A 14,043-nucleotide genomic window follows, 5' to 3' on the forward strand; every position below is an offset into this window, starting at 1 on the left:
ATATAGCTGTGCCTTCTCGTAATTTTAAGACGATATCATCTGTGGCTTGATGATTTACTATGAGACAAGTTGCTTAACCGTATTACATTGATGTTCATTTACGGATAATGACAAATGAAGATGCAAGACATCATTTACATATTGCTTTTATATGAAACTGTCTGATTTTTATAATGAGACTGGAATACCTGTTCGATCAGCATATCTTGTGAAAATAGATAGGGCCAATGTTTTTTACAGAAGATTCATTGACTTTGTGAAAACGCTATCTTACAATATATAAAGAAATGAATTGCCATAGAAAAGGATGGTGGTAACATGGCAAAGGTTTTAATTAGCCCTGGAAAATATGTACAGGGTGCTGGTGAAATGAAAAAACTGGGAGTATACGCAGAAGGGTATGGAACGAAAGCACTGATTTTGATCAGTGAGGGCGGATATCGCAGAATTGGAAAGGATATTGAAAATAGCTTTGCTGGAACAGGCTGTACGTTTATTTTTGATTATTTTCATGGAGAATGTTCAAAACATGAAATAGAGCGGTTACGTGGAGTTATGAAGAAAAACACATGTAATCTTGTGATAGGTATCGGTGGAGGAAAAATCTTTGATACAGCCAAGGCGGTTGCACATTATGAAAAAACTGCTGTTTTGATTTGTCCAACCATAGCGTCAACAGATGCTCCATGCAGTGCCCTTTCCGTAATCTATACAGATGAAGGGGTTTTTGAAGAATATCTCTTTTTACCTGCTAATCCGAATCTGGTCCTGATGGATACAGATATCATTGCAAAATCTCCTGTAAGACTTACTGTAGCTGGGATGGGTGATGCTCTTGCAACCTATTTTGAAGCGCGGGCATGTGAGCAGAGTGATGCGGTGAGCTGCGCAGGCGGTAAGGTTACCGGAGCTGCTATGGCACTTGCAAAGCTGTGCTTTGAAACTTTAATGGAGGAAGGTGTGAAGGCGAAGCTTGCTTTGGAAGCGGGCGTGTGTACTCCTGCTGTTGAAAAGATTATAGAGGCTAATACGCTGCTTAGCGGCATTGGCTTCGAGAGCGCTGGTCTTGCAGGAGCTCATGCGATTCATAATGGTCTGACTGTATTGGAGGAATGCCACCATATGTATCATGGCGAGAAGGTTGCATTTGGCACCATTGCACAGCTGGTTTTAGAAAATGTTGAAGCTGCTGAGCTGCAGGAAATCATAGAATTCTGTATTGAGCTTGGATTACCTGTTACACTGGAGGAGCTTGGTGCTGCTGAAATCACAAAAGAGAAAATAATGGCAGTAGCGAAGGCAGCATGTGCGGAAAATGATACACTGCATAACATGCCGTTTGAGGTCACTCCGGATAAGGTGTATGCGGCTATTATCGCGGCAGATGCTTATGGACATTATTTCCTTAATGAAAGCTGATACACACCAAGTGAATGTGTGAATTACATTACAGATTATAGCAAACAGATAGAGTGGATGATGACGCCATTCTGTCTGTTTTTGCTTTTCTGTATATTCAGAAACGACATCCTGAAGTGCAGCTGTAGCAAATCGCTGGCATTGTAATGCACTCTTTTCCATTACGAGGCAGCTATTGGATAAACATATCTCTTGTATAATTGATTATCAAAAGGGCATACTCCTGTTACAGAATGATAGTATTATGTTATGCTGATGCAAAGGAGAAGAGATACTATGAGAAATGTAACCTTGTTTATAGCGATGAGTCTTGATGGATATATAGCAAAAAAGGATGGATCTGTTGACTGGCTGCAGGGACAGGAAACTGAACAGGATGATATGGTGTCTTATCAGGAATTCATACAGGATGTGGATACCGTGATAATGGGCTGGAATACCTATCATCAAATAATTACGGAGCTTTCACCAGAACGTTGGCTTTATGAACATTTGGAAAGCTATATATTTACACATAGGAAATTGATTGGTAAGAAAAATATCCATTTCATTCAGGGAGACATATGTGAAAGTATACTGCATATGAAAAGGCAGGAAGGAAAAGATATTTGGATATGCGGTGGCGCAGATATTATTCAGCCCTTAATTGAACAGAATATAATTGATACTTATCATATCTCTGTGATTCCGATTATATTAGGCAGCGGTATACCATTATTTCAAGGGCGAAAAACAATTTTGAAATTAAAGCTTGCTGCCTCTAAATCGTATAACGGCATTACAGATTTGATATATAAACGAAGATAAGGCAGAAAAAACCACACTGCCTTAAGAATGCATTGAAATACTTTTCAATCAGGCGATATCAGAGCGGCTGTAAAGAACTTTTCCAATAATTTTTACAGGGAGATCTCTCACTTCCTCCTGCGTAAAGTAGCGGGCAGGCACAGTGGGATTGGCTGCCTCCAGAATGAGGAAAGGTTCTTTTTTTATAATGCGTTTTACGGTCACCTCTGTATTTCCAATCAGGATAACAGCGATAGTACCACTTTTTACATCATCACACTGCTTTACATAGATAAGATCCTGATCATGTATATGAGCACCTGTCATGGAGTCACCGCAGACGCGAAGAAAATAATCGCCCCGATAGTAATCGCTCTTTGATACCTCCTCATAGCCTGCCAAATTTTCTTCTGCAAATAATCCATATCCGGCCTTTGCTGTTCCAAGCAGCGGCTTTTCAAATCTGTCAGAATTCTTTAATAAGGATTCTACATCCGTACCCAGCAGATAAGAAAGCTTTTCAATAACAGCAGGCTTCATGACCTTAGTCTCACCCTTCATCCACCGTGAAACCGTTGATTTATTGACGCCGACATGCTCTGCTATATAGTCATTGGTAACACTCATCCGGCATTTATATTCATTTAATAAATCTTTTAGCTGCATAATGACTCACCTCTTTTCATCATTATAAATTAGAATAACAAAAGTTGCAATATATTTCATTAAATTCTTAAAAAATAAAAAATTTGCATTAAAAAGTTGCATTTGATATTGATAAATGCAACTTATGGTAGTATAATCGCAGATGAAGAAGAGGTGGAGATATGATGAAGGCTTATCTATGCATTGATTTAAAAACATTCTTTGCTTCTGTTGAATGTGTGGAGCGCAAGCTCGATCCGTTTGCAGTTAATCTGGTTGTCGCAGACCCCTCTAGAGGTAAAGGTGCGCTCTGTCTGGCAGTATCACCGAAAATGAAAGAACAGGGAGTTCATAACCGGTGCAGAATTTTTAAAATACCGGATAATATCTCCTATATCACTGCCATGCCGCGAATGAATTTGTATATGCAGTATTCTGCTGATATTTATGGGATATACTTAAAATATATATCTAGAGAGGATATTCATGTGTATTCTATAGATGAAGCATTTCTGGATGTTAGCGAATATCTGCAGATGTACAGTGTCAGTGCAAAGGAGCTTGCCCGTATGATATTGCAGGATATCTACACAACAACCGGTATTACGGCAACAGTAGGTATTGGTACAAATCTTTACCTTGCTAAAATTGCATTGGATATAACTGCTAAGCATGCGAAGGATAACATGGGGATACTTGACGAGCAATTGTATAGAGAGACGCTTTGGCATCATAAGCCTGTATCTGACTTTTGGCAGGTTGGACGTGGAATTTCCAAGAGGCTGGAAAAGTACAGTGTGGCTGATATGTATGATATTGCACATATGGATGAGCGAATTCTCTATCGGGAGTTTGGTGTGAATGCAGAATATCTGATCGATCATGCATGGGGCAGGGAACCGACGACCATCAAGGAAATAAAGGCATATAAATCAAAAAGCAACTCATTGTCAAACAGTCAGATTTTATTTGAGGATTATAATTATGAAGAGGCATTGCTGGTCCTGAAGGAGATGGTTGAGCTAAATGTACAGAATCTTGTGGAATCTCACCGGGTAACGGATCATATCGGTCTGTATATCGGTTACTCAGCAAGAAATGTAAAGGCAACCGGAGGCTCCAGAAAATTATCCAATGTAACTAACTCGTATGCATATCTGCGTAATGCATTTATTGAACTGTATAGGGAAACAGTAAATCGTCAGGAGCTGGTACATATGCTGTCTATCAGCTTTGGAAATGTAGTTGATGAGATGTATGAGACATATGATTTATTCACAGATTTCAATGCTCTGGAAAAAGAGAAGAAACTACAGCTTACTTTACTTAATATCAAACACAAATTCGGAAAAAATGCTGTGATAAAGGGGATGAATCTCCTGAATAAGGCAACTGCAATATCTCGCAATAAGCTTGTAGGTGGTCACAATGCAGAATAAACAGAATCATACGAGTCGTGCGAAATTATTCTTGCCCTTTGATTCTTTGAAAGGCTTTCGTGATTACTTGAAATGTAAGGAACGCGTGGTAGTTGACAAAAAGCAGCTTTCTTCGGATGCCTGTGAGGTATTGGATCGTAAATTACAGCAGATTCAAAAGGGGCAAATGGTTAAAATTGTTTATTATGATCAGCAGGAATATGTAGAAGTGGAAGGGTTGGTGTCTAAATTTGATCCTGAATATTTGCACATTATTCAGATTGTGGATAAGGTGATACACTTTCGTGATATCATTGAAATTCAGGCGGAGAATCTAAAAAATATCAGTTGGGACTAAGGGGATTACTCAACGGTAAGAAATAAAGGATAATTCAACTCTAATGCATCAATGAATTTGAAACATCCACTTTGCCACCCAGAAGTAAGAAAGAACTGAAATGGCAGCTGCTGTTTTAAAAAGAAATCACGTTGAGCTGTTTCTAAAAGATAAATGAGCGGTTTCAGACATGCTTATATAATCTCTTTTCAGCAAACATGTGCAGAGGCAGGAACTTTATACACTGAAGCACAAATAATCTCTGCAGCAGATTCTTATTTCTTCTGCTTTTCCTTCACAGATTGAGCATATATCGGTTGAGAGTGCAAATTCATCATAATGGTTATCGAGCAGGAATTTTTGATTAAATTCTAATAACAGGCAATTGCAGGGATATCATAAGCCTGCAAAGGAGCCTATAAAATTTCAGAAAATTTCTAGGAATCAAGAGGTGTTGAGGAGTCTGCAAAGTAAGTCTTGATAAATATCTCCATAGTTTTTTTATATGAGTGTTTGTAAGAATGATATCATTACTCACCTGCGAACGGAGTCATAAACATATATTCATTTTTTAAAATTCGTATCCTTGTAACTGAAGGAGCTGCAAGGTATACATGCCGAGTGCTAAACAGCTGATTTTTTCATAAAAGCATTTGTTGCAAGGTAAATGGTGTGATAAGATAGGGATGAATAAGCGTTAAGGAGGATGATTGGATGAAAGAAGAAATGAGTCTGCATGAGTGGATCTATAATTATATTGAAGAAGCAATCCGCTTTGGGATTTTCCGTCAGGGAGAAAAGCTCCCAACTATTTCACAGTTTGCTGAACGATTTCAGGTTTCCAGGCGTCCCGTCATTCATGCCTTTAAGCTCCTGGAGGAACATCACTACATAGAGATGTCACGTGGTAGGCATTCACGTCTTACACTGGGACTTAACGAAGAAGAGTGTAGAGAGAACTGCATTCAGTTTTTTCTGGAAAGAAAATATGCAGTACAGGATTTGTGTGAGATACGCAATATTTTGCTTCCTGATTTGTTTACCCAGGCTTTGTGTTTGCTTAAAGAGGAACAATATGCCGCAATTCATAAAAGTATTGATCAGATGCAGGGTGAGCGTACAGTCGTGGCGTTTGTGGAAACGGTCCTCTCTGTATTTGGAAATCCGCTGGTTTGCTGTCTTTATATGGAGGTCGCAATATTTGGAAGACTGTCTTTTTATGAAAAAATAAAGGATTCTATGGTGTTGCAGGGAATTCGTGCGCATAGTGATACTACGAAGGTACACGCATTTATTGATGCAATACATCAAAAGCAGCTGACTCATCAGGATATATATGAAATAACGAAAAAATACTTTGTGGATGATTCCAGAAAAACACAGGAGTGCTATGCTAAGCTTCCACAGCGAAAACCTGAGCGTAAGGTAAGCTTTCGCTGGAATATATATCGTGGACGGCCACGGCAGATTTATAATATTGCAAGCAGTTTATTGAAGGATATCATTTACCAGATATATCCGGTAGAGAGTCGCCTTCCACGGGTTTTGGATCTTTGCGAGATTTATCAGGTGAGTGAACCGACTCTGCGACGGGCTATGTCAATTCTTCAGGCGACCGGTGTTATACAGCCTATTGGCGGTAAGGGAATGAAAGTAATTCAATGTGAGGAAAACAGAATTCATGAGATGCTGGAAGACAACGGTGTCAGAGAACGTGTGATTGAAGGTATGCAGTGTCTTCAGATTTTACAGTTAACTTGCCAGACATTTACCACTATGTCTTTTACAAGTATGGTGCAGCGCCATGAACAACTCCAAAAAGCATTATCGAATACAGAAATCACAAGTATAAATTGGGGGAGACTAATTTGTGAGTATTGTGATTCTATCATGGATGTAAATAAGCAGGAAAGCCTAAAGAGCATTTTTGAAGAGCTAAAACAGCATATTCTATGGATTTATCCGTTTATTTGCCATTTGGATAAAGAGAGATATCAGTCGATATTTTGTCATACCTTTGATGTGCTTCGATATGCCATGAAAACAAGGGATGAGCAGTTATATGTGAGTGAGATGAAATATCTGTTCTATCTTGTACTGGAAGAGGTTCGCAGTCAGCTGGAATATGCTGGAGTAAAAGAGGCAAAGGATTTGAAAATGATTTCATTCAGAATGGATATATAAACAATTATTCAATGAAAAGGTTTCCTGATTACAAATGCATAAGTGGAAATAAAAAAATTTAGCGTGGATACAGGTAGAAAAAAGACTGTACACAGAAATCAGAATTGATTTGGTGCGGGCAGTCTTTTGTACGTATCGAAAATAACAAACTATAAACGATGTCAGAAGCAACTCCAATGTCTCAAAGCTATTCAGGCTACTGATATTCCTTGATGTCAGATGCTGCGTGCTGTTTCATAGCCATCATGAATAGCATCCTTGATGGTCCCTGTATGATTTGCATCTCCAATCATGTGATAGGTCATACCGCATTCCTCTAACAGAAGCTTCAAGGTTGGATCACTATGGTAGCCAACTGCAAAAATCAGTGTATCAGCATCATCTATGCATTCCGTCCTACCGTTTTTTGTATAATAAATTTTATCCTTTTCAACCTTTTCCACCGTGGCTTCACAAATCAGATTTACATGCTTTTTCAGCATACGCTGTACGAGCAGACTGCGGCCGGGACCGGACTCAGCTGCCATGATATCTTTCGTCATTTCCAAAACAGTTATCACCCGATCTCTTGGATAGCGGTCATAAACTAGGGGAGCAAGATAATCAGCGGTTTCACATCCTACAGAGCCGCCTCCCAGGATGACAATGTTTTTACCGGGGAATGCGTTTCCTGCCAGAATATCATCGGCGGTAGCCCACTGCTTGAACCCGGTAAAGGCTTTTATAATTGATGGAACGGCACCATTGGAGGCAATCACCTCATAATCAGCAAATTCTCCTTGCAGCATTGCTTTCTCAACTTTGCAATTCAGGCGTACTTCGACACCTGCCTGCATAAGGCGGCGTGCCATATATTTAATAACTCTGCTGAGATCCTGCTTGGCAATAGGTACTGCTGCCAGCTTCATCAATCCTCCCAGCGCATCACTTTGTTCACACAGAATGACATGATGACCTTTTCTTTTCGCCACAAAAGCTGCCTCCATACCAGCAGGCCCTCCGCCAATGACCAGAATTTTTTTCTTAACCTCGGCAGGCTTAAGCGTGTCTTCATTTTCCAGCTCAAAGGATGGATTTACCGTACAGGCTACCCGTTTGCCAAACATAATTCCATTTAAACAGCGCAGACAGCCAATGCACGGACGGATATCATCGTCCTTTCCGCATTTTGCTTTATTGGCAAAATCAGGATCACACAGGTTGGCACGACCGATCATGCATATATCTGCTTTTCCATTGGCTATGAGCTCATCCGCAATCCAGGGTTCTGTAATCCGACCTACTGTTGCGACTGGAATATTTACGTGTTTTTTTATTTCCTGAGACAGATGAGCATGCGCTCCAGGCTTTGTCCCTGCCGCAGGAATTGCACTGCCGCGCTTAATGGTAGTACCGCCGGATACATGCAGCATATCTGCCCCATGTGTCTCCAGCTGCTTGGAAACATAAATCATATCATCGAGGTTCAATCCGCCATCACTATATTCATCTCCCGAGATTCTCACATCGATGATGAAATCAGGGCCGCATACACTCCGAACTTCTTCAACAACCTCCAGTGTAAGCTTCAATCTTCCATTGATATCTCCCCCATATTCATCACAGCGTTTGTTGTAAAGCGGTGTCAGAAAACCGCCAAGAAGACCATGAGCATGTGCAGCGTGAATTTCCACACCGTCACCCCCTGCCTGCTTAACACGAAGGGCTGCTTCTCCAAATTGGCGTATGATAACCTTCAGCTCTTCAATTGTAACCGGACGGGGAGCTTCTTTTGCATAGGAAGGTCCCACATTGGAAGGGGCAATCAGACGTGGTGTGCCTGGAATAGGGAATGCCATATAGGCAGGGTGAAACAGCTGTGGAAGGATCTTGGCACCATACTGATGCACTGCATTTGTAAGCTTCTTCCACCCGGGGATAAAGGAATCATCGTGAATCGACATATCCCCGGGCAGATAGATGTAGGTAGGCTCCACAGTTGTCACCTCGGTAACAATCAGGCCGACACCTCCCTTGGCTCTGGCCTCATAATGCTGTATAAGCTCATCCGTAATATAGCCCTTATCTGCCAGATTTGTAGAAATCGGAGGCATAAACACACGATTTTTGATGGTTGTATGCCCTACTTTAATTGGTGAAAATAAATGATGATAGGTGTTCATTTTAACATCTCCTTTACTGATATTTTATCACGAATCAGAATAGTAATCGCTGCCATGCATTGATGATATCCGGCATATTTTGTTGTGTTTTTACATTTGATGAGTTAGAAAAAGACAAAAAAAGGAGGCTGCTGGAAAGCTATTTGCGAATAAACTCCATTACAAGCTCCTCATCTGTCTGTGTTATTGTTGTTTTTGTAATCAGCTCATGCTGAATTCGGCATTGGATATGACCTTCCTGCTGCGTGATTTTTATACCGTCATTTTCATATAAAACCTCCTGTGTATCTGCTATAAGATGCTCCAGTAGTTCTTTTTGTTCAATATCAAAGCTCATACTCTGTTCTTTATGATTTTCATTCATTTTAATGTTTTGTGTGAATTTCTTGCGATAGTCACTTGGTACAATGCCGTATAATTCACGGAATGCGGCAGTATAGGATTTGGAATTCGGCATTCCGCAGTCAGCCGCGATCTGCTCTATGGAATCCTTACCCTCCAGCAAGGCCTCCAAAGAAGCCCGGATTCTGACATATGCGAGATATTTGACAAAGGAGATACCGGTATATTTTTTAAACAGCTTTGATGTGTAGGAAACACTGAAGGACAGTGTTTTAGCGACATCCTCCAAATGCAGTTCACTTGAAAAATGGCAGTCAATGTATTGAATCGCCTTCATATAGTTTTCATGATGGACAGATTGCAGAGGAAGCCGCTCTACCGGATACTGCCGATGATTGCTGGCAATGTAGACAAGCTCCATCATGATGGCGTTCATCTGAAACATACTGCTTTCTCCCCGTAGCAGCATCCGGACCAGTTCTCCTATTTTGTTTCGAAGTCTGCACAGCAGCCGGTAATTTTTCGATCGTGTACAGATCATGGATTCAAAGGCTTCCTCTATGTTTCCGCACATGCCTGCAGAGAATCGGGAAAAATCAATATGCAAAGTAAGGATAACGCTTTTATCATTATCCATCTGTCGGATCATGTGAATATCGTTTGGCGCAACAATCACCAGTTCATGTTCCTTAATACCTGCAGTAAAATGCTCTGTAACAGCTTCGTAGGCACCCTTTAATACATACGAAATTTCCAGACTCGATTGTCTGGAGAAAACCTGTCGCTTAAAACTGTTAATGCTCAAGCTCAGAGGATATCCGAATTTCTGTCCGGAAAAATCATAATAATGCTGCATATTCTGCATACTGCCGCCTCCCTTGTATCTACACTCTATCTTAGTGTTTTTTCTACCAGGAAACAAGACCTATTCACTTTCCTATGCAAATGTTGAAAGATGCAGCTATTTTTTGTTGCATTTACCTGTGATGCATTTGCCAATGTGTGCTGTTTCTGCGATAATACATACGGATGAAAAACTGAAATGAAATCGGAGGAAACTATATGATCAAGGAAATTGTGAAGGATACATTTTTGCTCAGCCGTCGTTGTGAGGCTGCTACGCTGGATGATCTGCAGACGGTTCAGGATCTGCAGGATACATTGCAGGCACATGCGGATCATTGTGTCGGGATGGCAGCAAATATGATAGGTGTTCTGAAACGTATCATCGTATTTCAGGATGGCGGAAGCTATGTATCAATGCTGAATCCTGTGATAATAAAAACCGGAGATAAGCGCTATACTGCCGAGGAAGGATGTCTCTGCCATAGTACACAGAAGAAAACCTTACGATATGAGAAAATCAAGGTATCCTACATGGATTGCTGTGGGAAAAAGAAAATTAAAACCTATGAGGGCTTTTGTGCACAGATTATTCAGCACGAGCTGGATCATTGTGACGGTATACTGATATAATGAATTGAAAAAAACCTTGCCTTTTGCTGTAATTTATTCTGAATGGGCAGTATTTGTTTTTCAAATAAGTGATGATCAGTATGATGCTGTCATACCTGCTTGTTCCCAAGGGACATCCGTAAGCGCTGAATAGTCTGCAGGTTCCCTGAGTGCTTTCAGGTATCACACGAAAATAAAGGGGGCAAAGATTTGGCTTCATCCGTCCTTTTACCTTTCCTGATGCTATATATGGACATTCTCGAATACGGTTGACCCTGTGGTGATAAGGATTCCATTATTTTATAAAAGTTTACCTTTGTAATATGGAGACGGATATAGGGAAAATGTGTATAATAAAGATAACCAAATAAAGAAGGATGATATTATGAATAATACAGCGGATGCAAAGCAGTTCTGCCATCATCTCTGGCACCAGTATCTGGAGGAACGCTCCTATGAGATACCCGGCGGATATTTCAGTCCGCAAATCAGTGTGATAGGAACCGGTAAGCACGAGGTTTCACACTCGTTACAGGAATTTGCTGTATTACTGGAGAGAGAAGAAAAACAGTGGAACGGTACCTTTGTCATCGAGCAGGAAGCATACCAGGCCAGACAGTTAAGTGACAATGTATATATGGTATACGGAGAACTCGATGTGAATGAGGATGCAAGAGATCGAATCAATTATGAGCTGCACTTTCGTTTTACGATTATTTTGCAGTATACGCCGTCCGGCTGGGAGCTTCTCCATGTACATCAGTCTGTACCGGATATCAACCAGTGCAGCGATGAATTTTTTCCTAAGCGCCTGATTGAACAGAGCAATGAGCAGCTGCGCGAGAAAATCGCACAGAAAACAAGAGAATTGCAGGAAAGCAACAAGGCAGTCCTATATTACTCCCATCATGATTATTTAACGAAGCTTACAAATCGCTATTACTGTGAAAAACAGATTGAAGAACAACTGCGTAACGGTAAGCAGGGAACAATTCTAATGATGGATGTTGACCACTTTAAATTTTATAATGACACATATGGTCATCCTGTGGGAGACCGGATTCTAATTACGCTTGCACAGGCTTTGCAAAAAACCTTTTCAAAGGATATCGTGTCAAGGATTGGCGGGGATGAATTTCTTGTTTACTGCCCCCGACATTTGGATAACTGCATGCTGGAACACATTCTCGCACAATTTCGTGAGCACTGGGAGGATGAACAAAGGCAGTTTCCCTTTACACAGCGCATCACGCTCAGCATTGGTGTCACTTATTTTCCGGAGCACGGCAGTACCTATCAGGAACTGTTTCAAAAGGTCGACACCTCCATGTATAACTCCAAAAAGGGCATGCATAGTTACAGGATTTACGCTGATGAGGAATAGATGAAATCGCATCTCTTAAACAGGGATGTTTTTTCTTACCTGCCGAATCCTCAGGCAGCTGACAGATATGACAACAATGGGAAGATGGAAAGCAGTATTTACTATAGACAGAAGAACGCGTTGCCTTTATAATTAAGAGCGAATGAATGAAAAAAAGCATAACAGGTGTATGAAAATACCGAACAAGGAATGGAAGCGAACATCTTCAGCTGCCCCAGCAACCGTGATATGGACGAAATTCAGAAACCATTGTACCAATCTGGTATGAGAAGGTGAAGAGTAGGATGAAATTAAGCCGGGAGACTTGCCTGTTATGCAAACAGAGTTTTCTGCTGGGTGTGGAGAATATAGTTTTTTTATATGTTTTCTGCCCGCTGTCGTTAAGGAAGTGAGGGTGAAAAAATGAGTGTTGAATATTGTGCATATCCTTTTCTGAAGGAAAAAAGTCACCTGTGCGATTATGAGATAGCAACGGATCGTCTGGCATCCATGCTATCCGTGGCAAGACGCCACATCCGTCATATTCCGCAGGAGGACCTCCTTCAACTGATGGAAATGATCTATCACGCCAATGGATCCATCCGGGGAGCGTGTGCCATAGGGGAGGCTGAACTGAAAAAGCTGAATACCTTCTATGCCCGTTACCATATTGAGATGGATCGTTTTGTCCTGCCCGACGGCTGTATTGGTGCCAGCCATCTGCATGTGCTGCGTGCAGAAGTCAAGGCTGTTATCCGCATCATGCATCAGATTCAGTGTGAGGGAAAGCCGGTAGAAGCCATCCTGTTTGATTTTATGAATCTGCTATCCAATACCTTTTTCATGATGTGCCTGTATGAGAATGCACAGGACGGTATAAGGGAAAGAGAATTTATTAGCAGGTCCTATGTATGAAGGCAAGAGAGCTTTGCTTCATAGCCGTTATCGCTTCGATTGAAGCTGTCGTGTTTACATCATTTTCATTCATTCTATATCTGGAATGCATTACATTTACCATTTTGGTATTTGCGATGACATTTCAGACAAGGCAGGCTGTTCTGGGAGCAGTGGTGTTTACCATACTCAATCTGAGTACCCAGGGGGTAGCCCCATGGTCGATGATGTACTGTCTGATTTATCCGCTGTACAGTCTGTTTATCGGCTGCAGCAGGAAATTCCTGAACAGACATTTCCTCGCACTGGTATTCACCTGCGGCTTTCTGTCATTTCTGACAGGCCAGCTGGTACAGCTGCCCTTTATGCTGATTTCGGAAAAAATAACAGTGATATATGTTCTTATGGGATTAAAGACCTCTTTGATCCAGGGCTTTATGTCCATGGCGCTTTGTGCCATCTGTTATAAACCGATAGCAGCGGTTTTAAACCATATGGAAAGGAGATTGCAAAATGGGAAAGCTATGTAAAATTTTATTGGTATCTGCCATGCTGCTTGTTGGCGGATGCTCTTCAAAGGAAAGTGAAAAGAAGGAGCCTGTAAGTGACAACACGGAAAAAACAACGCTGAAAATCACGATTCAGGACGAGGTTAACAAAAAGGAGCTGTTTAACGGAAATGTAAGTGTAGAGGGAAAGGTGGAAACACTTGCGGACTTTCTGGAGAAGGCGAAGGATCTGGATGTGAAAATGGAAGACGGTCAATATGGAAAAACCATTATGGCTATGAAGGGTGTGGAAACCAAGGACTTTAATAAGGGGCCATGGTGGCTGTATGAATCCGAGAATAACGAATCCTGCAAGGCTGCCGGAAGCTGTGATGCTGCAAGCAGTCTGAAAATTAAGGATGGAGATGACTTTACCTTTACGTATACTGCATCCTATTAACCAGCAATTGCTCTTTCATAAAAACCGTAACTGACAGTATTACAACGTTCATAATTGCTTTGCAAGAAAAAGGCGGTATGGAGAAAGACA

The 14,043-nt window shown here is 41.1% G+C and carries 13 protein-coding genes and 1 riboswitch; of the genes, 10 read left to right on the forward strand and 3 right to left on the reverse strand.

The genetic code is table 11. The features are described from left to right. The first annotated feature begins 318 nt into the window (after positions 1–318). Complete coding sequence (locus ACESPQ_RS03135; protein WP_002605767.1) at positions 319–1,419, forward strand: glycerol dehydrogenase; 1,101 nt, start codon at positions 319–321, stop codon at positions 1,417–1,419. A 276-nt stretch (positions 1,420–1,695) separates the two neighbouring features. After that, positions 1,696–2,226, forward strand: a complete 531-nt coding sequence (locus ACESPQ_RS03140) for a dihydrofolate reductase family protein (protein WP_002605766.1) — start codon at positions 1,696–1,698, stop codon at positions 2,224–2,226. Between the two features lie 48 nt (positions 2,227–2,274). Here ACESPQ_RS03140 and ACESPQ_RS03145 read toward each other — a convergent pair whose 3' ends face one another. Then, positions 2,275–2,871 carry a LexA family protein gene (locus ACESPQ_RS03145; RefSeq protein ID WP_002605765.1) on the reverse strand — a complete coding sequence of 199 codons (597 nt, stop codon included), beginning with the start codon at positions 2,869–2,871 and terminating at the stop codon, positions 2,275–2,277. Positions 2,872–3,032: 161 nt separating this feature from the next. Here ACESPQ_RS03145 and ACESPQ_RS03150 point away from each other — a divergent pair, with 161 nt between their 5' ends. From ACESPQ_RS03150 to ACESPQ_RS03160, 3 genes are all read left to right on the forward strand, one after another. Beyond that, positions 3,033–4,289 (forward strand): DNA repair protein, encoded by a 1,257-nt coding sequence (locus tag ACESPQ_RS03150; RefSeq protein WP_257378999.1) that lies wholly within the window; start codon positions 3,033–3,035, stop codon positions 4,287–4,289. After that, complete coding sequence (locus ACESPQ_RS03155; protein ID WP_118002838.1) at positions 4,279–4,626, forward strand: YolD-like family protein; 348 nt, start codon at positions 4,279–4,281, stop codon at positions 4,624–4,626. The genes ACESPQ_RS03150 and ACESPQ_RS03155 overlap by 11 nt, the downstream gene beginning before the upstream one ends. Positions 4,627–5,319: 693 nt before the next feature. Continuing rightward, the gene (locus ACESPQ_RS03160; protein ID WP_109769723.1) at positions 5,320–6,789 is read left to right on the forward strand and encodes a GntR family transcriptional regulator; all 1,470 of its coding nucleotides are present in this window, start codon (positions 5,320–5,322) and stop codon (positions 6,787–6,789) included. A gap of 215 nt (positions 6,790–7,004) precedes the next feature. Here ACESPQ_RS03160 and ACESPQ_RS03165 read toward each other — a convergent pair whose 3' ends face one another. Together ACESPQ_RS03165 and ACESPQ_RS03170 are read right to left on the reverse strand one after the other, a co-directional pair. Next, positions 7,005–8,951, reverse strand: a complete 1,947-nt coding sequence (locus ACESPQ_RS03165; protein ID WP_257378998.1) for an FAD-dependent oxidoreductase — start codon at positions 8,949–8,951, stop codon at positions 7,005–7,007. A gap of 139 nt (positions 8,952–9,090) precedes the next feature. Then, complete coding sequence (locus ACESPQ_RS03170) at positions 9,091–10,158, reverse strand: helix-turn-helix transcriptional regulator (RefSeq protein ID WP_257327551.1); 1,068 nt, start codon at positions 10,156–10,158, stop codon at positions 9,091–9,093. Positions 10,159–10,355: 197 nt separating this feature from the next. Here ACESPQ_RS03170 and ACESPQ_RS03175 point away from each other — a divergent pair, with 197 nt between their 5' ends. The 5 genes from ACESPQ_RS03175 to ACESPQ_RS03195 all read left to right on the forward strand — a co-directional run bounded on the left by ACESPQ_RS03175 (position 10,356) and on the right by ACESPQ_RS03195 (position 13,953). Next, a complete protein-coding gene (locus ACESPQ_RS03175) occupies positions 10,356–10,769 on the forward strand; it encodes a peptide deformylase (protein ID WP_002605759.1) in 414 nt (137 codons plus the stop codon). A gap of 364 nt (positions 10,770–11,133) precedes the next feature. Then, positions 11,134–12,132, forward strand: a complete 999-nt coding sequence (locus ACESPQ_RS03180) for a diguanylate cyclase domain-containing protein (protein WP_002605758.1) — start codon at positions 11,134–11,136, stop codon at positions 12,130–12,132. A 146-nt stretch (positions 12,133–12,278) separates the two neighbouring features. Then, a riboswitch (cobalamin riboswitch) is annotated at positions 12,279–12,459 on the forward strand. 75 nt (positions 12,460–12,534) lie between these two features. Beyond that, positions 12,535–13,026 carry an ATP:cob(I)alamin adenosyltransferase gene (locus tag ACESPQ_RS03185; protein ID WP_002605757.1) on the forward strand — a complete coding sequence of 164 codons (492 nt, stop codon included), beginning with the start codon at positions 12,535–12,537 and terminating at the stop codon, positions 13,024–13,026. Continuing rightward, positions 13,023–13,535 (forward strand): cytochrome B, encoded by a 513-nt coding sequence (locus ACESPQ_RS03190; RefSeq protein ID WP_373143922.1) that lies wholly within the window; start codon positions 13,023–13,025, stop codon positions 13,533–13,535. Before ACESPQ_RS03185 ends, ACESPQ_RS03190 begins: the two co-directional genes overlap by 4 nt. Next, on the forward strand, positions 13,519–13,953 hold the full coding sequence (locus ACESPQ_RS03195) for a DUF4430 domain-containing protein (RefSeq protein WP_002605755.1): 435 nt from the start codon (positions 13,519–13,521) through the stop codon (positions 13,951–13,953). Before ACESPQ_RS03190 ends, ACESPQ_RS03195 begins: the two co-directional genes overlap by 17 nt. The last annotated feature ends 90 nt before the right edge of the window (positions 13,954–14,043 follow it).

The sequence above is a fragment of the Clostridium sp. HGF2 genome, from assembly GCF_964240115.1.
GTDB lineage: Bacteria > Bacillota_I > Bacilli_A > Erysipelotrichales > Erysipelotrichaceae > Clostridium_AQ > Clostridium_AQ innocuum.

Bases quoted from the DNA above. Each gene is read 5' to 3' on its own strand.
- ACESPQ_RS03135 (WP_002605767.1), top strand. From the start codon at position 319: ATGGCAAAGGTTTTAATTAGCCCTGGAAAATATGTACAGGGTGCTGGT.
- ACESPQ_RS03140 (WP_002605766.1), top strand. From the start codon at position 1,696: ATGAGAAATGTAACCTTGTTTATAGCGATGAGTCTTGATGGATATATA.
- ACESPQ_RS03145 (WP_002605765.1), bottom strand. From the start codon at position 2,871: ATGCAGCTAAAAGATTTATTAAATGAATATAAATGCCGGATGAGTGTT.
- ACESPQ_RS03150 (WP_257378999.1), top strand. From the start codon at position 3,033: ATGATGAAGGCTTATCTATGCATTGATTTAAAAACATTCTTTGCTTCT.
- ACESPQ_RS03155 (WP_118002838.1), top strand. From the start codon at position 4,279: ATGCAGAATAAACAGAATCATACGAGTCGTGCGAAATTATTCTTGCCC.
- ACESPQ_RS03160 (WP_109769723.1), top strand. From the start codon at position 5,320: ATGAAAGAAGAAATGAGTCTGCATGAGTGGATCTATAATTATATTGAA.
- ACESPQ_RS03165 (WP_257378998.1), bottom strand. From the start codon at position 8,951: ATGAACACCTATCATCATTTATTTTCACCAATTAAAGTAGGGCATACA.
- ACESPQ_RS03170 (WP_257327551.1), bottom strand. From the start codon at position 10,158: ATGCAGAATATGCAGCATTATTATGATTTTTCCGGACAGAAATTCGGA.
- ACESPQ_RS03175 (WP_002605759.1), top strand. From the start codon at position 10,356: ATGATCAAGGAAATTGTGAAGGATACATTTTTGCTCAGCCGTCGTTGT.
- ACESPQ_RS03180 (WP_002605758.1), top strand. From the start codon at position 11,134: ATGAATAATACAGCGGATGCAAAGCAGTTCTGCCATCATCTCTGGCAC.
- ACESPQ_RS03185 (WP_002605757.1), top strand. From the start codon at position 12,535: ATGAGTGTTGAATATTGTGCATATCCTTTTCTGAAGGAAAAAAGTCAC.
- ACESPQ_RS03190 (WP_373143922.1), top strand. From the start codon at position 13,023: ATGAAGGCAAGAGAGCTTTGCTTCATAGCCGTTATCGCTTCGATTGAA.
- ACESPQ_RS03195 (WP_002605755.1), top strand. From the start codon at position 13,519: ATGGGAAAGCTATGTAAAATTTTATTGGTATCTGCCATGCTGCTTGTT.